Source organism: Mycobacterium sp. SVM_VP21, from assembly GCA_024758765.1.
GTDB lineage: Bacteria > Actinomycetota > Actinomycetes > Mycobacteriales > Mycobacteriaceae > Mycobacterium > Mycobacterium heraklionense_C.
In genome coordinates this window covers 2248262-2267767 of the sequence record CP101406.1, presented here as the reverse complement: position 1 = coordinate 2267767, position 19506 = coordinate 2248262, and the positions used below count along the sequence as shown (strand labels likewise).

Sequence of the window (19506 nt, the reverse complement as noted above, 5' to 3'; positions counted from 1 at the left end):
GCTCGCTGAACCGCCTGGCGCTCGGCGCGGCAGCCCTCGGCATCCTCGGGGCGGTGGCCGCATCCACGCTGACGGCCAGCAACCCGGCCCACGCCGCACCCGGTGCCTGCACGGCTGCCGGGCTCGCCAACACTGCCAGCGGCGTGCTGAGCCAGGCCGGCGGATTCCTCAACGACCACCCGGAGACCAACGACGTGCTGACCAACGCGGCCAGCATGCCCCCGGACCAGGCCAAGTCTTCGGTGCAGGGTTACTTCATCGGGCACCTCGACCAGCTGTCGACGCTGCAGGGCATCGCCCAGCCGCTCACCGACCTGAAGAGCCAGTGCGGGATCGCGGTCTCGCCGACCCAGCTGGCCACGCTGCTGGAGACCGTCAGCAAGTAGGTCCGGGCCATGGCCCTGGCTATCAGTGACCACGAACGGGCCGCGCTGGCGCAGGCGGCCGGTTTCGGGCTGTTCGCCGCGATCACCGGACGCCGGTCGCGGCGGTTCCCGGTGGGCGGCGCCATTCCAGACGGTGCGCTGGCCTACAGCAGCCGCCGTCCGGTGCAGCCGTTGTCCGAGGTCGAACGGGCGCTGCTGCTGTCGCTGATGGCCGGCACCACCGGCTGGCACGACGGTATCGCGCACCATCCCGGGTACGCCCCGGCGCTGCCGAACTACCCCGGCAGCGCCACCGGGCGGGCGATGCCGTCGGCGGCGGGATTCCACACCAGTCAGCTGTTCTTCACCGACGACACCGGCTGCTACCTGCTGCCCACTCGCGACCAGCCGCCCCAGCGGTTCGAGACCGTCGAAGATTGGATCAGCCACACCGCCGATTGCTATGTGCGCCTCTCGGATTCCCGCCTGGAGCTGCCCGCCGAAGAGCCCTACATGGAGGGCCACAACACCTGGATCGGCAACCACCCGGGCAGTCTGCTGGCATTCAACGTGGCTGACCTTGCCGACCATCTGCTGGAGAATCTGTGGTTCTTCGCGGCCAACGGCTATCCGATCACCGATGACATCACTGGCCGCGACATCCCCGGCGTGCAAGCCTTTTCCGGTTTGGCGCACGCCGACGACCCGATCCCGCTGTCGTTCGTGGAGCAGTACACCCTGACCGAGGCCAGCGCCGAGTTGTCCATCGCGGCCCACAATGGAGCACTCGGCTTGCAGGCAATGGGATTGGGCGGCTGGATCTTCGACGGCCTGGACCGGTTGTCGGTGTTGGGCGGCTCCGGCGACCCGCGCGCCCCCGGGCTGGGATTCGTCGCTGACACCGATCCGCGTTGGCCGTTCCCGAATGTCACTGGGTTACCCGGCTACTTCGAGACGCTGTGTCCACCGCATGTCACTTCGGTCGCCGAGGGAGTGCGCAAGCTGGTGGCCCGCAAGTTCGGTCCGGGCGGTCCGTCGCACGCCGGCACCCCGGGCCCCTGGTCGGACAGCCCAGCCGTGCGCGGTTCGGCGCTGGCACCCGACGGCATCGCCGAACTGGTCACCTGCGAGGCGTCCTACATTTATGACACCTTCGGGAAACTGCCGGGCACCGTCCCGACCGTGCACGTGCTGATGTACCTGCAGGCCCAGCACCTGGACACCGACTTCTATGACGAGTTCTACGGCCCCGGAGCGTATCTGCGCACCCACGCCGAGCACCAGCGATGCTGGCACGGCTCATGATCGCTGGCGAACCACCGCGCTGAGGAGGTAGGCGTGAGCCACTGCCAACATCGCGAACTTGGCAAGTGCCGCACTACGGGCGACCCGGGCATTGGTGTCGACGTCGACGCCGTCGAGGGCCTTGAGCAATGCCACCCCCTCGATCGCGTCACCGGCCACAGCGCCGATCGGCAGCAGCCGCAGCGCTACCGGATGACCGTGCCGACTGCGCGCCCGCTCGATCAGCAACATCGCCAGGGTGCCGTAGGTCAGCATGTAACCGAAGTCGAGCCACAGTGACCACCGCGCCCACCGACGGCCCTGCTCGCCCCAGGCCGCCAAGATCTCCTGAACCCGTTCGGCATTGCCGGCCAGCTCGAACGGGATGATGCCGGGGCCACCCGTCTTGCGCATCCCGCGCTCCAGCACCAGCATCACAACGCTGTAGCCGACATATGCCGCCGCCGACCAGCCGAGTCGCTTCACCCGGTGGATGTTAGGCGCCGCCCTCTGCGCGAGACGCAATCTCACGACGCGACACGCCGCGTCGGCGTCGCCGGTTTCACTCTCGGGGCGAGAATTTACAGCCAGGTGTCGTCGGTGGTGGCGGTGAGGAACGCCTCCAGGTCGTCGCGCCAGTGCGCCGGAGTGGTCTTGTCCGGCTCGATGCCGGTGTAGTCGCCGCGATAGAACAGCAGCGGCCGCGGCTTCACCTCCGGGACGTCCGATAGTGACTGCACCGCGCCGAACACCACGAAGTGGTCGCCACCGTCGTGCACCGAGGCCACCGTGCAGTCGATGTGGGCCAGGGACCCGGCCAGGATCGGCGACCCCAGCGGGGACGGGTTCCAGTCCACCCCGGCGAACTTGTCTGGTTCCCGCGAGCCGAAGCGGGCGCAGACGTCCTTCTGCTCTTCGGCCAGGATGTTGACGCAGAACTTTCCGCTGGATTCGATGGCCTGCCAGGACCGCGACTGCTTGGTCGGGCAGAACAGCACCAGTGGTGGGTCCAGCGACAGCGCGGCGAACGACTGACAGGCAAAGCCGACCGGCGCATCGTCATCCACGGTGGTGATAATCGTGATGCCGGTGCAGAACTGGCCGAGTACGTTGCGGAACGCACGCGGGTCGATCGAGAGGTCGTCAGTCACTGCTACCGCATACCCACGGTGAAGTCATGTCCCCACAGGCTGACCGCGGTGCTCTCCCGGGCCACCCAGTCGTCGTCGTCGACCTCGAGGCCCTCGCAGCCGAATTCGATCTGAAAACCGCTGGGCGCCTTCATGTAGAACGACAGCATCTTGTCGTTGACGTGCCGTCCCAGGGTGGCGGCCATCGGCACCTTGCGACGGTAGGCGCGGTCCAGGCAGAGCCCGACGTCGTCGGCGCTCTCCACTTCGACCATCAGGTGCACGATTCCGGTCGGAGTCGGCATGGGCAGGAAGGCCAGGCTGTGGTGACGCGGGTTGCAGCCGAAGAACCGCAGCCAGGCCGGGTCGCCGTCGGCGGGGCGGCCGACCATCTGCGGGGGCAGCCGCATCGAGTCACGCAACCGGAAGCCGAGCACGTCGCGGTAGAAGTGCAGCGCCTCGGCGTCATCGGTGGTCGACAGCACCACGTGGCCCAGGCCCTGCTCTTCGGTGACGAACCGGTGCCCGTAGGGGCTGACCACGCGGCGATGCTGCAGCGCCACGCCGTGGAAGACCTCCAGGTGATTGCCCGACGGGTCGTCGAACGCGATCATCTCCTGGACGCTGCGCTCGGCCAGCTCGGCGGCGGTGGCTTCCTTGTAGGGCGTGCCCTCGGCGTCCAGGCGCTGCCGAATCTCCTGCAGCCCTGCGGCATTGGCGCATTCCCAACCGGATACCAGCAACCGGTCGGTGTCCCCGGGGACGATCACCAGCCGGGCCGGGAACTCGTCCATCCGCAGGTACAGCGCACCCTCGGTGGTACCGGATCCCTCGACCATGCCGAGGACCTTGCACCCGAAGTCCCGCCAGGCCGCCATGTCGGTGGCCTGGATCCGCAGGTAGCCCAGCGAACGGATACTCATCGGTGATACCTCCAGCAAGCTCTTCTATGTCCCAGCCAGGTCCGGTCGATCAGACCATGGTGTCGCCGGGCGGCAACCCGAACTCGTGGTTACCGAAGATCATGTATGCGCGCTCCGGGTCGTTGGCGGCGTGCACCCGACCCGCATGCGCGTCGCGCCAGAACCGCTGCACCGGAGCGTCGTTGGACAGCGCGGTGGCACCGGCCGCCTCGAAGAGCCGGTCGATGGAGGCGATGGCCCGGCCGGTGGCACGGACCTGGTCACGCCGGGCCCGGGCCCGCAGCTCGAACGGGATCTCCTGGCCGGCGGACAGCAGCGCGTACTCGTCGCCGACGTTGCCGATCAGCTGACGCCAGCCGGCGTCGATGTCACTGGCGGCCTCGGCGATCCGGACCTTAGCGAACGGGTCGTCCTTGGCCTTCTCGCCGGCGAACGCCGCACGCACCCGCTTGCCCTGGTGCTCGACGTGCGCCTCGTAGGCGCCGTAGGCCATGCCCATGATCGGCGTCGAGATGGTGGTCGGGTGAATGGTGCCCCACGGCATCTTGTAGACCGGCGCGGTGTTGGTCTGGTAGCCGCCGGCGGTGCCGTCGTTCATCGCCCGGTAGGACAAGAAACGGTGCCGCGGCACGAAGGCGTCCTTGACCACGACGGTGTTGCTGCCGGTGCCGCGCAGGCCGACCACGTGCCAGACGTCGTCGATGCGGTAGTCGGAGATCGGGATCAGGAAGCTGCCGAAGTCGACCGGCTTGCCGTCCTTGATCACCGGACCGCCCAGGAACGCCCAGGTGGCGTGGTCACAGCCCGACGACCAGTTCCACGAACCGTTGACGATGTAGCCGTCGGCGGTTTCGGTGACCACACCGGCGCCCATCGGCGCGTAGGACGACGAGATCCGGACGCCTGTGTCCTCACCCCAGACGTCTTCCTGGGCCTGCTGGTCGAACAGCGCCAGGTGCCAGTTGTGCACGCCGATGATGCCGGCAACCCAACCGGTGGAGCCGCAGGCACTGGCCAGCCGGCGCACTGCCTCGTAGAAGAGGGTGGGGTCGCACTGCAGGCCGCCCCACTGCTCGGGCTGCAGCAGCCGGAAGAAACCGGCGTCCTCAAGCGCCTTGACGTTGGCGTCGGGCAGCTTGCGCAGGTCTTCGGTCTCCTGGGCGCGCTCGCGCAACTGCGGCAGAAGGTCGTCGATGGCGGCCAACACCGACTGCGCGTCACGCTGTTGAATGGACGTCACTAGATTGCCTCCCAGAAGTGAACAGGTTCTTCCGGCCCGTTTTCCAACCAGCCTAGAGTGAGATTAGAACACGTTCCGATTTGTGTCGAGCGGGGTGTTCCTGCAGCTGGTAGCAATACCGGACCACTTTTCTGTAACCTGTTCTAGTTATGACCGAAGATGAAGGGCGGCCCGTGACGGAGACCATTCCGGACGAACCACTCGGCAGTCACGTGCTGGAACTGCAGATCACCGACGTCGTCACCGAAACCGACGACGCACGCTCGCTCGTGTTCGGCGTGCCAGACGGGCCGGACGACCCGGAGATCCCCGAGCAGCGGTTGAAGTACTCGCCGGGCCAGTTCCTGACGCTGCGAATCCCCAGCGACCAGACCGGCTCGGTGGCCCGCTGCTACTCGCTGTGCAGTTCGCCGTTCACCGATGACTCGCTGGCGGTCACCGTCAAGCGGACCGCCGACGGCTACGCATCGAACTGGCTGTGCGACAACGCGCGCCCCGGCATGCGCATCCACGTGCTGGCGCCGTCAGGCACCTTTGTGCCGAAGTCCCTGGACACCGACTTTCTGCTGCTGGCCGCCGGCAGCGGGATCACCCCGATGATGGCGATCTGCAAGTCGGCGCTGTCGCAGGGCAGCGGCAAGGTGGTGCTGGTCTACGCCAACCGTGACGAGCGGTCGGTGATCTTCGGTGCCGCGCTACGCGAGCTGGCCGACAAGTACCCCGACCGGTTGACCGTCGTGCACTGGCTGGAGTCGGTGCAGGGCCTGCCGAGTCGCGCGGCACTGGCCAACCTGGCCGCCCCCTATACCGACCGCCAGGTCTTCATCTGCGGCCCCGGCCCGTTCATGCAGGCCGCCCGCGAGGCCCTGGATGCCTGCAAAGTGCCGGCCGAGCAGGTCCACCTCGAGGTGTTCAAGTCGCTGGACAGCGACCCATTCGCCGCGGTCAAGATCGCCGCCGCACCCGAAGGCGAACAGGCCGCCGCGCCGGCCACCGTCATCGTCGAGCTGGACGGCGAGAAGCATGAACTGGAGTGGCCGCGGCACGTCAAGCTGCTCGACCTGCTGCTCAACAAGGGCCTTGATGCCCCGTTCTCCTGCCGGGAGGGGCACTGCGGCGCCTGCGCCTGCGAGCTCAAGAAGGGCAAGGTCACCATGGAGATCAACGACGTGCTGGAACCCCAGGACCTCGCCGAAGGGCTGATCCTGGCCTGCCAAGCCCATCCCGAGACCGATTCGGTGGAAGTGACCTACGACGAGTGATGTCCGGTCTAGGTTGGTGCGACATGAAGCGGTTGCTGATCATCCCAGCGGCCTTGACGCTGTTGGCGGCGCTGATCCCGGCCGCAACCGCGTCGGCGGCCAGTGACACCAAGACCACGTTGTTCCCGGTGAACGACGCCGATCAACTGCAGACTCACAGCTGGGTCGACTGCAGCGCACCGCCGCTGTGCCGGTTCACCGTCGGGGTGCAGTTGCAGACGCCCGAGGGGATGGCCGGGTTCCCGCCGGATCTGTGGGCCCGCCAGAGCACCGAGATTCGCTCGTCGAAGCGCACCGCCTATCTGGACGTGCACACCGACGGCGGTGAGGGCTGGTTCAAGGACCGCGGCGGCCCGAACACCAAGGTGTTCAAGGACGGCACCGGCGCGGTGATCCAGTCGATGTACTTCGGCGAGGGTCCGCCGGAGAAATACCAGACCAACGGCAGCATCGACGTCCTGGAATACTCCACCGGCCGTCCCAAGACCGATGCCAACGTGATCGTCTGCACCCACGTGCAGGTGGTCTACGCCGGGGTCAACCTGACCACGCCGTCCACCTGCGCCCAGACGGTTTTTTAGCGGCGCACTCAGTACACGTCGCGCTGGTAGCGCCCGGCGGACGACAGCGCCCGCACATGGGCTTTCGCGGCGTCGCGGGCGAGCAGCCCATGTCGCGCGGCGATATCGCAGATCGCGCGGTCGACCTCCTTGGCCATCTGGCTGGCGTCGCCGCACACGTAGAGGTGCGCGCCGTCCTGCAACCACTCCCACACTTGCGCGCCGCGCGCGCGGAGCAGGTCTTGTACGTAGACCTTCTCGGGCTGGTCGCGGGAGAACGCCAGATCGAGTTCGGTTAGAAAACCGGTGGCGTGCATGTCCCTGAGCTCGTCGCGATAGTAGAAATCCGTGGCGGCATTGCGTTCGCCGAAGAACAACCAGTTGCGCCCGCGATGCCCGAGCGCGCGGCGCTGCTGCAGAAAACCGCGGAACGGCGCGACGCCGGTACCCGGCCCGATCATGATCATCGGAGCATTGGGGTCCGCCGGCGGCCGGAAATGGTTGGCGGGCTGCACGAATATGCCGATCTCAGCATCATCGCTTCGGTCCGCCAGATATGTCGAGCAGACGCCGCCGCGCGGCACCCCCCGACACTCGTAGCGCACCGCGCCTACCGTCACGTGCACCTCGCCGGGGTTGTCGATGCATGCCGACGAAATCGAGTACATCCGCGGTGTCAGCGGTTTGAGCACGCCAAGCCAGTCTTCGACGGTGGCCCGGATCGGGATTGCGGCCAGCACATCCACCGACTGACGACCCCACATCCAATCCGACAGCGCAGCCTTGTTCTCCGGCCGCAACAGTTCGACGAGCTCATGATCTTGGCTGCGCTGCGCCACGAGCCGCAGCAAATCACCGGTGATACGGGCGATTTCGAATCGCTCGACCAGCGCCTGACGCAACGGCATCGAACCGTGCTCGGCGAGCTCGACGACGTGGGTGCCATCGAGGCCGGTCACCGTCAGCCATTCGTCTACCAGCGCGGCGCTGTTGCGTGGCCACACCCCGAGTGCATCACCGGCCTGATAGCTCAGCGTCGCTTCGGGAAGCGCGAACACCAGCTGCCGGACCTCTTTCGTCGAACCCGGGCCGCTGAGCACGGTGTTACGCAGCAGCCGGGTGAGCAGCGGATTTTTCCTACTGTACCGACGCGGTTCCCTCGACGAGCGGACCGCGACTCCGGCCGCAACCTCGTCCACAGCCGGGGTCGGCACGGCGCTCAGGGCCCCGCGGAGCGTTCTGAACCACTCATCCACGGCGTCGTCGTAATCGGGCTCGCAGTCGACACGGTCCAGGATTCGGGTAGCGCCGAGTTCGGCAAGCCGGGTGTCGAGCTTGCGCCCGTAACCACAGAAGTCGTCGTAGTTGGAGTCGCCCAGCGCCAACACGGCGTAGCGGGTATCGGTGAGTTGTAGTGTCCCGTCGGCGGACAACTCCTCCCATAAGACAGCGCCGTTGTCGGGCGGGTCACCGTCACCGGTGGTGCTCGAGACCACGATCAGCTGTCGGGTTGCCGACAGGCCGGTCACCGGGAAGTCGTTCATCGTGTGCAACGCGACCGGCAGTCCGGCCTCGCCGAGGTGAGCCGCACAGCGGGTCGCCACCTCTTCGGCATTACCGGTCTGCGAGGCCCACAACACCACGATTGACTCATGCCGCGACCCGTCGGCCTGAGGTCGGGTCGACGGCGAGGGAGCCGCCGGCGTGGGGTGCCGGGAGTACAGCCCGGCCAGCAGTCCGTCGACCCACATTCGGGTGGCCGGCTCCAGCGGGGCATTGGCCGGCACTGTCGGCACACCGGTTGCGCTGCGCCCCGCCTCGGTGCGGAGTGCGGTCAGCAATCCACTCAAATAGATGCGCTCCATGGGAGCGAATGAGGGCACCGTGGTCACGGATTCCCCACTGAGCCCGAATAATTCGATAAGGGTGTCCACTCGGTCCAGGCCTGTCTCCCCCGACTGAGGCATACCGGGCGCTTCCAGTTCGAGCGGCGATTCCACAACCACCTTGGCCAAGGTCACCGCACACGCCTTGTACTCGGGCTGTTGCGATGTCGGGTCGACGGCGTCATTGGTGACAGCGTTGATCGACAGGTACTCACCGAACGCGTCATTCCAGTGGAACGGTGCGAAGCAGTTCCCCGGACGCACCCGGTCGGTGATCACCGCCGGCAGCACGGCCCGGCCCCGGCGCGAGGCGATCTCCACCGGGTCGTCGCCGACGATGCCCAGCCGGGCGGCGTCGTCGGGGTGGATCTCCACGAACGGTCCCGGGTTGAGCTTGTTGAGCTTGGCGACCTTTCCGGTCTTGGTCATGGTGTGCCACTGATGCGGCAGCCGTCCGGTGTTGAGCAGGAACGGATAGTCGTCATCGGGCATCTCGTCGGGCAGCAGGTGCGGGCGGGCGAAGAAGACCGCGCGGCCGGACTCGGTCGCGAACGCCAACCGCGGCACGCTGCCGTCCTCGCGTACCAGCTGCGTCTGACTGGCCCCGTCGTTGAGGTAGCGGATCGGGTGACGGTCTTGGGCGCTCTCCGGCGGGCACGGCCACTGGATCGGCGTCTGACGCAATCGCTCGTAGGTGATGCCGCGTAGGTCGTAGCCGGTCTTGGGGTTGGCGAATCGTTTGATCTCTTCGAACACCTCTTCGGCGCTGGAATAGTCGAACGCCTTGGCGTATCCCATTTCTGCCGCGACGCGGGCGATGATCTGCCAGTCCGGCAGCGACTGCCCGACCGGGTCGACCGCCTGTTGAAAGAGCGTGACATTGCGCTCGGAGTTGACCATCACTCCGTCGCACTCGCTCCACAGCGCCGCCGGCAGCAGCACGTCGGCGTAGGCGCTGGTCTCGGTCTCGGTGAATGCATCCTGGGCGATCACCAACTCGGCTCGTTCCAGGCCTTCCAGCACGGTCTTCCGATTCGCCACCGTCGCAACCGGGTTGGTGCAGATGATCCAGCACGCTTTGATCTCGCCATCGGCCATCCGCGAGAACATGTCGATGGTGCCGGCGCCCACCTCGGTGCGCAGCGAGCCGGGCGGGATACCCCAGATGCCCTCGACGAATTCACGGTCGTCGGCGCAGACGAGGCTGCGCTGGCCGGGTAGGCCCGGACCCATGTAGCCCATCTCCCGGCCACCCATCGCATTGGGCTGACCGGTCAGGGAGAACGGCCCGCTGCCGGTCTTGCAGATGGCCCCGGTGGCCAGGTGCAGATTGCAGATGGCGTTGGTGTTCCAGGTTCCGTGGGTGCTCTGGTTGAGTCCCATTGTCCAGCAGCTCATCCAGTTGTCCGCCTCGCCGATCCACGCTGCGGCGGTGCGGATGTCCGCCTCGGGGATTCCGGTGAGCTCAGCCACCGCCTGCGGTGTGAACTGCTCAAGGAAGCTGGGCATGACCTCCCAACCCTGGGTGTACTCGGCGATGAACTCGTCGTCGAGGTGGCCATTCGCGACGAGCAGGTGCAGCAGCCCATTGAGCAGCGCCAGATCGGTTCCGGGCGCGATCTGCAAAAACAGGTCGGCCTTCTCCGCGGTGGCAGTGCGGCGCGGGTCGACGACGATCAGCTTGGCGCCGGCCTTGACGCGGTCCATCATCCGCAGGAACAGAATCGGATGGCAGTCGGCCATATTCGCGCCGATCACGAAGAAAACGTCGGCGTGGTCGAAGTCCTGATAGGAGCCGGGCGGCCCGTCGGCGCCGAGCGACTGTTTGTAGCCGCTGCCCGCGCTGGCCATACACAGCCGCGAGTTGGACTCGATCTGGTTGGTGCCGATAAAGCCCTTGGCGAGCTTGTTCGCCAGGTATTGCGCCTCGGTGGACATCTGCCCGGAGACGTAGAGCGCTACGGCGTCGGGCCCGTGCTCGTCGATGATCGCCCGTAACCGGCTGGCGCAGTGGGTGATGGCGGTATCGACGTCGGTCGGCTCGACGGGTTCGTCGCGGCCGGGTCGCATGAACGCCGACTCCATTCGGCCGGGCGCGGCGAGCAGATCGGCGGTGGTGGCGCCCTTGGTGCACAACCGGCCGAAGTTGGTCGGATGAGATTGGTCGCCGCTGGATTTGGCTACTCGGCGGCGCCCGGTGGCCGCATCGGTTTCGACCTGCAGCACCATGCCGCATCCGACCCCACAGTAGGCGCAGAGAGTACTGACGGCCTCTGCGCACTGGGAATCGTCGGGGGTGGGCACGAAAGGTCACCTCCTGCGGTTGCGGGACTTGCCGCCACCCTGCCGCGCCCAGGTTTCAAGATCATTTCCGGACCATTACCACGCGTTGCGATATTCCTGCGGAGTTGCTGACCGGGGGTGATGCCGACTTCATCGCGGGAGAAGTGTTGCGTGAATCACTCCGCGACCAAGGGCTTCTGGCCCAGACGCAGCACCGCGAACGAATGTCCTGGCAACCGGGTGCTATCGGTCTCAAACCTTGGTGATCCCCACGCCAGTACCAGATCGCCGCAGACCGGCACACTCACCGGGTCCTCGCTGAGATTGCACACGAGCAGAAGCGGACCGCGGCGCATGGCGATCCATCGCCTGTCCTCGTCGTAGTCGATCACCAGCTGGCTCAGCCAGGGACCGGCCGGATCGATTTCAGTGCGTAGCCCGATCAGCTCCCGGTAGACGCGCAGCAGCTCCAGATGGTGTTGCTTCTCCAGCTCACTCCAGGCCAGCTTGGACCGGTGGAAGGTTTCGGGATCCTGCGGGTCGGGGATCTCGTCGGCGTTCCAGCCGTGCTCGGCGAACTCGGCTTTGCGGCCTTCGGCGGTGGCGCGTGCCACCTGCGGGTCCTCATGTGACGTGAAGAATTGAAACGGGGTGCGCGCGCCCCATTCCTCTCCCATGAAAAGCATTGCGGTATAAGGCGACAGCAGTACCAGTGCAGCCTTGACCGCGAGTTGTCCGGCGGTCAGGTTCTGCGACGGGCGGTCACCGAGTGCTCGGTTACCGACCTGATCGTGGGTGCAGGTGTAGGCCAACAGGCGGGTAGCCGGAATCTGCGAGATCGGCAGCGGCCGGCCGTGACGCCGGCGGCGAAACGAGGAGTACGTGGCCGCATGAAAAAACCCGTTACGCAAGGTGGTCGCCAAGGTGGCCATGCTGCCGAAGTCGGCGTAATAGCCCTGCCGCTCACCGGATACCGCGGTGTGGATGGCGTGGTGGATGTCGTCGTCCCATTGCGCGGTGATCCCGTAGCCACCGTCCTTGCGACGGGTGATGGTGCGGGGATCGTTACGATCGCTTTCCGCGATAAGCGACAGCGGACGACCCAACTGCGCGGCAAGCGCGTCGGTTTCGGCCGACAGCTCTTCAAGAATATTGATCGCTGTGGTGTCCACCAGCGCGTGCACGGCATCCAGCCGTAGGCCATCGACGTGGAAGACCCGCATCCAGCGCAGCGCACAGTCGATGATGTAGCGGCGCACTTCGTCGGAGTCCGGTCCATCGATGTTGATGGCGTTACCCCACGGGTTACGTGCGTCCGACAGGTACGGCCCGAAGCGAGGAAGGTAATTCCCGGACGGCCCAAGGTGGTTGAAGACGGCATCGATCAGCACCCCCAGGCCCCGGCCGTGGCAGGCGTCGACAAAGCGCGCCAACCCGTTCGGGCCGCCGTAGGGTTCATGCACCGCGTACCACAGCACACCGTCATATCCCCAGCCGTGCGCGCCGGAAAAGGCGTTGACCGGCATCAATTCTACGAAATCGACGCCCAGATCGACCAGGTGTTCCAGCTTGTCGACGGCGGAATCGAATGTGCCCGCGGGCGTGAATGTGCCGACGTGCAGTTCATAGATCACCGCACCTTCGACTGGCCTGCCCGCCCAGTCCTCGTCGGTCCAGGTCGGGCTGGCTTCATCCCACACCGCCGAGCGAGCGTGCACGCCGTCGGGCTGGCGGGCGGACCGCGGATCCGGGAGAACCTGCGGGTCGTCATCGAGCAGATAGCCGTAACGGGCATCGGGCGCCACGTCGAGCGTCGTCCGCCACCACCCACCAGCCGCGCGGGTCATCGGGTATGCCACCCCATCGACATCGAGGCCGACAACTGCCGGTGTGGGTGCCCAGACGGCAAAGTCACTCATCGACACGCTCCAGCAGCACAACCGGTAGTTCGGCGAACAACTCGACGGCCAGGACCGGTCCGCTGTGCCTGACGCCGCCGAGCGCGTCGGACCACGTACCGGGAGGCAGCGCGACAACCGTATCGCCCCATCCGGTGCCCTGCAGGCGCACCGTCCACCGGCTGACCGCCACCACCACGTCATCGCCCCGGCGAAAGGCCACGACGTGTTCTCCGGCCGCACCCGACGCCGGCACGGGCCGATAACTGCCGTGCAGGAACGTGTCGGGACGGGCTCGTCGCATCTGCAATGCCGCAGCGACCACCCGCATTTTCGGGTGATCCAAGGACTCCAGCGCCGCCCGGCACGCGTCGTAGTCGACCGGCCGCCGATTGTCCGGGTCGACCAAACTGTCATCGCAGAGCTCGGTGCCCTGGTAGACGTCCGGGACGCCGGGGACGGTCAAAGACAGTAATTTCTGGCCCAGGATGTCGCTTTCGATATGCGGAGCGAGTTCAGCGACGAACTCGGTCAGTTCCCGAGCGATAGGACCATCCAGTATGTCGTCGAGCCATTGGTGCAGCGCGCCCTCGAACTCTGTGTCGGGGTCGAGCCACGATGTCCGCCGGTCGGCCTCGCGTGCCGCCTTTTCCGCATAGGCGTGCAGTCGCTCGCGCAGTGCGGTGGTCACCCGACCGTCGAGTGGCCACACACCGAAAATGTTCTGCCACAGGAATATTCCGGTTGCCAGATCGCGTGAGGGCGCCGTGGATTCCCAACGGGCGACGAACTCCGCCCATAGCGACGGAACCTGGGACAACACCCCGATGCGCGCCCGCACATCCTCGCCGCGTTTGGTGTCGTGGGTGGACAGCGTGATCATCGTGTGCGGCCAGCGTCGCGCCCGGGTGGCGGCCCGGTGATGAAACTCGGCCGAACCCACACCGAAATACTGCGGGTTGCCGCCGACCTCGTTGAGCGACACCAGTCTGGCGTCCCGGTAGAACACGCAGTCTTCGGTTGCCTTGGCGGTCACCGCTCCGCACAGCTGCTGCAGCCGTGCGGCAGCTTCACCACCGTCGGAGATCCCTGCGACGAGCAGTGCCAGCGGCTCATCGAGTTCCGGCCGCTGCGCAAGCGTGTGTGCCAGCGCTACCGGCAGTATCGCCGCCAACCCGCGATAGTCGCTGCGATAGACACCGATGTGCGCTAGCAAGGCCAGGACGGCGTCGGCCAGTAACGGATGATCAGCGCCGGTAGCGTTGGCCACACAGCGGCACAGCCGCGCCAGCTCGCTGCCCAGTGTTTCAGCAGCCGCGATCTCCTTCTGCTCGGCCAGCAGGGCCGGCATCGCGCGATAGTCTACCCCAGCGGTCTCGCACAACTCGGTCAGTGCCGGCTCACCGTTCGGGTCGATGAACAGCCCGCCGATCTCCCGCAGGGCGTCGTACCCGGTGGAGCCGGCCACCGGCAGGCTTGGGTCAAGCGACTCGTCAACGGCCAGAATCTTTTCGACGACGATCCACGCGTCCGGTCCGACCAGCGCACGCAGCCATTCCAGATACCCCCGCGGATCCGACAGTCCGTCCGGGTGATCGACCCGCACACCATCGACAAGACCAGCATCGAACCAGCGCGCCAACTCGACGTGCCAGGCATCGAAGACTGCTCGATCCTCTTGACGCAGGCCGGCCAGCGACGTGATCGAAAAGAAGCGGCGGTATCCACAGCTGCCGTTGCGCCAGCCGATCAGACGATAGTGCTGGCGATCGTGGACTTGGGCGCCGCTGCCGCCGCCGGTTCCGGGCGCGATCGGAAACACCAGATCCCCCAGACGCAGCGACTCGCCGTCGACGGCCAGGTCGGCAATATCGTCGTCAGATCCCAACACCGGCAGAATGATTCGGCCGTCACCGAGGTCCCAGTCGATGTCGAAGAATGCGGCGTACCGCGAGGAGCGGCCGTGCTTCAGCACATCCCACCACCACGGGTTCTGCTCCGGCTTTTGCACCCCGACATGATTGGGCACGATGTCGATGATCAGACCGATCCCCCGGGCACGTGCAGCCGCCGACAACCGCGCCAAACCCGGCGCGCCGCCCAGTTCGGCAGAGACCGTAGTCGGATCGACGACGTCGTAACCGTGCGTCGATCCGTGCACCGCGGTCATGATCGGTGAGAGGTAAAGGTGCGAAATGCCAAGTGCATCGAAATAGTCGAGTAGTTTCTCGGCGTCGGCGAAGGTGAACGCGAAACCGCTGTCTGCGCCCCGCAGCTGTAACCGGTAGGTGGACAGCACCGGGCGGGCCATGCGTTAGCGCACTTTCCGCAGGACGAGCAGCGAACGCCCCGCAACAGGCAGCTCGTCCCCGGTCTGCGCACCCTGCTCAGCCCGGGATGTCGGCTCGGCGGTGTCCAATTCTTTCGTCCATTCTTGAGCGTAATCCTTGCCAGGAACGGCGAACTCGACCGTCTCCTCGTGCGCATTGAAGCACAGCAGGAAGGAGTCATCCACTACCCGCTGGCCGCGCATGTCAGGTTCGCGGATCGCCTCGCCGTTGAGGAAGACCATGATGCACTTGTCGAAGCCGTTGTCCCAATCGTCTTGGCTCATCTCCTGACCGGTGGTGGTGAACCACGCGATGTCGCCGATCTCGTCTTCGTGGCGTACCGGGCGGCCCTCGAAAAACCGGCGACGGCGAAACACCGGATGCTCTTTGCGAAGCTGCGTCACGTGGCGGGCGAAGGACAGCAGGTCAGCATTGGTGTCGGCCAGCGACCAATCCATCCAGGCGAGTTCGGAGTCCTGACAGTAGGTGTTGTTGTTGCCCTGCTGAGTGCGTCCCAGCTCATCACCGTGCGCGATCATCGGCGTGCCTTGGGACAGCAGCAGGGTGGCCAGGATGTTGCGCATCTGGCGAGCCCGCAGTTCCTGAACCTTCGGATCGTCGGTGGGGCCTTCGACGCCGCAGTTCCACGACCGGTTGTGGTCCTCCCCGTCGGAGTTGTCGTCGCCGTTGGCCTCGTTGTGCTTTGCGTTGTAAGAGACCAGGTCGCGCAACGTGAATCCGTCGTGGGCGACGACGAAGTTGATGCTGGCACCCGGCCGGCGCCCGGTGGCCTCGTAAAGGTCTGACGACCCGGTGAGCCGCGAGGCGAACTCCCCCAACGTCTCCGGTTCGCCGCGCCAATAATCGCGCACGGTGTCGCGGTACTTTCCATTCCATTCGGTCCACAGGCCGGGAAAATTGCCGACCTGGTAACCGCCCTCACCGACGTCCCACGGTTCGGCGATCAGCTTGACCTGGCTGACCACCGGGTCCTGCTGGATCAGGTCGAAGAACGCCGAAAGTCGGTCCACATCATAGAATTCGCGGGCCAACGTCGAGGCCAGGTCGAAACGGAACCCGTCGACGTGCATCTCGGTCACCCAATACCGCAGTGAGTCCATGATCAGCTGCAGTGCGTGCGGATTGCGCGCATTGAGACTGTTGCCCGTTCCGGTGTAGTCCATATACATGGTTCGGTCGTCGTCGACCAGGCGGTAGTAGGCGGCGTTATCGACGCCACGGAAGTTGATAGTCGGGCCCAGGTGGTTGCCTTCGGCGGTGTGGTTGTAAACCACATCCAGGATCACCTCGATGCCGGCTTCGTGGAAGGTGCGCACCATCGCCTTGAATTCCGCGACCGCCGCCCCCGGCTGTCGGCTTGCCGCGTACTGGCTGTGCGGGGCGAAGAACCCAAAAGTGTTGTAGCCCCAGTAGTTCCGCAGCCCCATCCGAAGCAAGCGGTCATCGTGCATGAATTGGTGCACCGGCATCAGCTCGACAGCCGTGACATTGAGCGCCTGCAGGTGGTCGATGACTACCGGGTGAGCCAAACCGGCGTAGGTACCGCGCAGTTCCTCGGGGATGTCCGGATGCGTCTGCGTCATGCCCTTGACGTGTGTCTCGTAGATGATCGTCTCGTTGTAGGGGGTCTTCGGCGGCCGATCGGTTGCCCAGTCGAAGTACGGGTTGATCACCACGCTGGTCATGGTGTGCCCGAGCGAGTCGACCCTCGGCAGCGTCTCGTTGCGCGGCGACCCGTCTCCGGCTGCCATGTCGTAGGAGAACAGCGCCTGGCCGAAGTCGAAATCGCCGGTGAAAGCCTTGCCGTAGGGGTCCAGCAACAGTTTGCTGGAATCACAGCGATGTCCCGCCGGCGGGTCGAACGGCCCGTGCACCCGAAAGCCGTAATTCTGTCCTGGCGACACCGTCGGCAGGTAGGCGTGCCAGACGTAGCCGTCCACCTCGTCGAGCGGTACGCAGGCCTGGTCACCGTCCTCGTCGATCAGGCACAGATCGACCCGCTCGGCGATCTCCGAGAAAAGGGCGAAGTTGGTTCCGCCACCGTCGTAGCTGGCCCCGAGCGGGGCACTGCTGCCCGGCCAGACGGTGGGCGACACAGCTGGGGTCTCAGCTGAATCCCTGGCCGCGGTGACCACCCTTGCCGGATTTCGGGTAGTGCCCATACTCGCCCAATCTCGTCACGACATCTGATTCCACGTGCCTTTGCCGAGGGTGGCTACCCGCTTGCCGGGCGGTCAAACTATCGCCGGCTAAGGACACTACGATCGGTTCGCGGGGGGTGGGGAGTTGAAATGCGTCCCAGGCGGGTATAGGCGTTGTCGTGGCGCCCGATGACCTACGCCGGCTGGCGGCGGCGCACGGCGTAGCCACCGCCTACCGCAACGAACGGCGCGAGTTGGTGCAGGTGGATGCCGACGTCGTAGTCCAGATCCTGCGACTGCTCGAAGTCGAGGCCGGCAGCGACGCCGCTCGTCGTCGCGAGTTGCTCAAGCTGGACGAACGTGAACGTGCCGGCGTTCCCGCTCCGACGGCCGCCGTGCGGGTGACGGGCACTCCCCTACCGTTCCCCGGGGCCGCCGCTCTGGTGAACGAACAGGGCGAGCGCACGGTCGTGCGCGAGGAGTTGCCCGCCGATCTGTCGCCGGGCTGGTATCAACTTCACCTGCGCAATGGCCGGGAAGTCACGCTGGTGGCGGCGCCCGCCCGGGTTCCGCAGCCGCCGGTCGCGTGGGGATGGATGCTGCAGCTCTACGCGTTGCGGTCCGCCCGCTCTTGGGGCATCGGCGACCTGTCAGACCTGCGGGATTGGGTGGCCTGGACAGCAGCCGAGCACGGCGCCGGGGCGGTGCTGCTCAATCCGCTGCACGCACCGGGACCGACGCATCCGGTGCAGCCGTCGCCGTATACGCCGTCGAGCCGTCGGTTCGCCAACCCGCTGGCACTGCGCATCGAAGACCTCGACGCCTACCGCCGGTGCGACCCAGCCACCCGTTCGGAAGTCGATGCGCTGCGAGTTGCCGCGGACACCACGAAGATCGACTACGACCTGGTCTGGGCGGCCAAACGCGCGGCCCTGGAGTTGCTCTGGCGTGCTGAAGGGCGCCCCTGCCCGCTCGACGAGTCGTCGCGAACGCGGGCGTTGCGTGACTGGGCGACCTACTGCGCGCTGGCCGAACGCCATGGCGGTCGATGGTCCAGGTGGCCGGCGCCGCTGCACGACGCAACCGGCGCCGCGGTGGCAGCCGCGCGGCTCGAGCTCGCGCCGCGGGTCGCGTTTCATGCCTGGGTGCAGCAGCGCTGTGTGGAGCAGCTGCTGGCGGTACAGCGCGCCGCCAAAGACTCGGGCATGGCGCTGGGCGTGCTGCACGACCTGGCAGTCGGCGTCGACCGCGATGGCGCCGATGCATGGGCCCTGGCCGACGTACTGGCCGTTGAGGCCAGTGTCGGCGCGCCCCCGGATACGTTCAGCCCTCGCGGCCAGGACTGGTCGCTACCGCCCTGGCGGCCGGACCGCTTGGCGGACACCGGCTACCAGGCGGTACGCGAGATGCTGCGAGCCGTGCTGGCTCATGCGGACGGTGTGCGCATCGATCACGTCGCCGGCTTGTGGCGGCTTTGGTGGATCCCGCCCGGCGAGAGCCCCGATCGGGGCAGCTACGTCCACTACGACGCCGACGTCATGCTCGCGGTGCTGGCGCTGGAGGCGCATCGCGCCAACGCCGTGGTCATCGGCGAGGACCTGGGAACCGTCGAACCGGAAGTCAGCCGGGCACTGGCCGACAACGGAATGCTCGGGTGCGCGGTCTCCTGGTTCACCCGTGACGAATCGACGCCCGGCCAGCCGTTGCTTGCGCCGTCGACGTGGCCTTCGCGAGTGGCCGCCAGCATTTCCACCCACGACCTGCCCACGGCAGCTGGATTCTTTCGCGGCGAGCACGTACGGGCACGCGCCCAACTGGGTCTGCTCGACGACGTGGCGGCCGCACAAGGCGCCGCCGAGCAGGAGCGAGCCGAATGGCTCGCCCTGCTGCGCTCGGAAGGTTTTCTCGAGCAGGACGACATGGCCCCGGCAGAGCCGCGGATCATCGATGCCATGCACCGCTTTCTGGCGGCCACCCCGAGCCGGCTGAAACTCCTCTCCCCCTACGACGTGCTGGCCGAGCCTTCTCAGCCCAACCTGCCCGGCACCGTCGATCAATATCCGAACTGGCGTCTGCCCCTGCCGGAGTCTCTTGAGCAGTTGCGGACGGACCCGAGGATCGCCCGCACCGCAGCGTTCTTCTCGCACGACCAAGGTCATCAATCGTCTGCCAGGTAATCACGG

13 protein-coding genes are annotated in these 19506 nt (G+C 66.4%); 5 read left to right on the top strand and 8 right to left on the bottom strand.

Going from position 1 to position 19506, the window contains the following annotated elements; translation table 11 throughout:
* The first annotated feature begins 53 nt into the window (after positions 1–53).
* Together NM962_10395 and NM962_10390 are read left to right on the top strand one after the other, a co-directional pair.
* Positions 54–386 carry a heme-binding protein gene (locus tag NM962_10395; protein ID UVO14359.1) on the top strand — a complete coding sequence of 111 codons (333 nt, stop codon included), beginning with the start codon at positions 54–56 and terminating at the stop codon, positions 384–386.
* 9 nt (positions 387–395) lie between these two features.
* Positions 396–1670, top strand: a complete 1275-nt coding sequence (locus NM962_10390) for a hypothetical protein (GenBank protein UVO14358.1) — start codon at positions 396–398, stop codon at positions 1668–1670.
* On the opposite strand, the gene NM962_10385 is transcribed toward NM962_10390, so the two are convergent.
* The 4 genes from NM962_10385 to NM962_10370 form a co-directional block, all read right to left on the bottom strand.
* Positions 1665–2135, bottom strand: coding sequence for a hypothetical protein (locus NM962_10385; protein ID UVO14357.1), 471 nt, complete (start codon positions 2133–2135; stop codon positions 1665–1667). The genes NM962_10390 and NM962_10385 overlap by 6 nt on opposite strands.
* Before the next feature lie 95 nt (positions 2136–2230).
* Positions 2231–2782 (bottom strand): flavin reductase family protein, encoded by a 552-nt coding sequence (locus NM962_10380; protein UVO14661.1) that lies wholly within the window; start codon positions 2780–2782, stop codon positions 2231–2233.
* Positions 2783–2802: 20 nt separating this feature from the next.
* Entirely contained in the window at positions 2803–3702 is a 900-nt protein-coding gene (locus NM962_10375; GenBank protein ID UVO14356.1) for a VOC family protein, read from the bottom strand.
* 49 nt (positions 3703–3751) lie between these two features.
* Entirely contained in the window at positions 3752–4942 is a 1191-nt protein-coding gene (locus NM962_10370) for a flavin-dependent monooxygenase (protein UVO14355.1), read from the bottom strand.
* A gap of 173 nt (positions 4943–5115) precedes the next feature.
* On the opposite strand from NM962_10370, the gene NM962_10365 reads away from it, so the two are divergent.
* Both NM962_10365 and NM962_10360 read left to right on the top strand, forming a co-directional pair.
* Entirely contained in the window at positions 5116–6204 is a 1089-nt protein-coding gene (locus NM962_10365) for a 2Fe-2S iron-sulfur cluster-binding protein (GenBank protein UVO14660.1), read from the top strand.
* A gap of 23 nt (positions 6205–6227) precedes the next feature.
* Entirely contained in the window at positions 6228–6785 is a 558-nt protein-coding gene (locus NM962_10360; protein ID UVO14354.1) for a hypothetical protein, read from the top strand.
* A gap of 8 nt (positions 6786–6793) precedes the next feature.
* Here the strand turns inward: NM962_10360 and NM962_10355 are convergent, their stop codons facing one another.
* The 4 genes from NM962_10355 to glgX form a co-directional block, all read right to left on the bottom strand.
* Entirely contained in the window at positions 6794–10879 is a 4086-nt protein-coding gene (locus tag NM962_10355) for a bifunctional nitrate reductase/sulfite reductase flavoprotein subunit alpha (protein UVO14659.1), read from the bottom strand.
* Positions 10880–11109: 230 nt separating this feature from the next.
* Positions 11110–12852, bottom strand: a complete 1743-nt coding sequence (gene treZ, locus NM962_10350; GenBank protein UVO14353.1) for a malto-oligosyltrehalose trehalohydrolase — start codon at positions 12850–12852, stop codon at positions 11110–11112.
* Positions 12845–15142, bottom strand: coding sequence for a malto-oligosyltrehalose synthase (gene treY, locus NM962_10345; protein ID UVO14352.1), 2298 nt, complete (start codon positions 15140–15142; stop codon positions 12845–12847). The genes treZ and treY overlap by 8 nt, the downstream gene beginning before the upstream one ends.
* A gap of 3 nt (positions 15143–15145) precedes the next feature.
* On the bottom strand, positions 15146–17344 hold the full coding sequence (gene glgX, locus NM962_10340; GenBank protein ID UVO14351.1) for a glycogen debranching protein GlgX: 2199 nt from the start codon (positions 17342–17344) through the stop codon (positions 15146–15148).
* Positions 17345–17502: 158 nt separating this feature from the next.
* Between glgX and malQ the strand changes: the two genes are divergently transcribed.
* The gene (gene malQ / locus NM962_10335; GenBank protein UVO14350.1) at positions 17503–19500 is read left to right on the top strand and encodes a 4-alpha-glucanotransferase; all 1998 of its coding nucleotides are present in this window, start codon (positions 17503–17505) and stop codon (positions 19498–19500) included.
* The last annotated feature ends 6 nt before the right edge of the window (positions 19501–19506 follow it).

What these genes read in the sequence shown, in the direction of transcription:
- glgX (UVO14351.1), bottom strand. Translation starts at nt 17,344, where the DNA reads ATGGGCACTACCCGAAATCCGGCAAGGGTGGTCACCGCGGCCAGGGAT.
- NM962_10390 (UVO14358.1), top strand. Translation starts at nt 396, where the DNA reads ATGGCCCTGGCTATCAGTGACCACGAACGGGCCGCGCTGGCGCAGGCG.
- NM962_10360 (UVO14354.1), top strand. Translation starts at nt 6,228, where the DNA reads ATGAAGCGGTTGCTGATCATCCCAGCGGCCTTGACGCTGTTGGCGGCG.
- treZ (UVO14353.1), bottom strand. Translation starts at nt 12,852, where the DNA reads ATGAGTGACTTTGCCGTCTGGGCACCCACACCGGCAGTTGTCGGCCTC.
- NM962_10375 (UVO14356.1), bottom strand. Translation starts at nt 3,702, where the DNA reads ATGAGTATCCGTTCGCTGGGCTACCTGCGGATCCAGGCCACCGACATG.
- NM962_10355 (UVO14659.1), bottom strand. Translation starts at nt 10,879, where the DNA reads ATGGTGCTGCAGGTCGAAACCGATGCGGCCACCGGGCGCCGCCGAGTA.
- treY (UVO14352.1), bottom strand. Translation starts at nt 15,142, where the DNA reads ATGGCCCGCCCGGTGCTGTCCACCTACCGGTTACAGCTGCGGGGCGCA.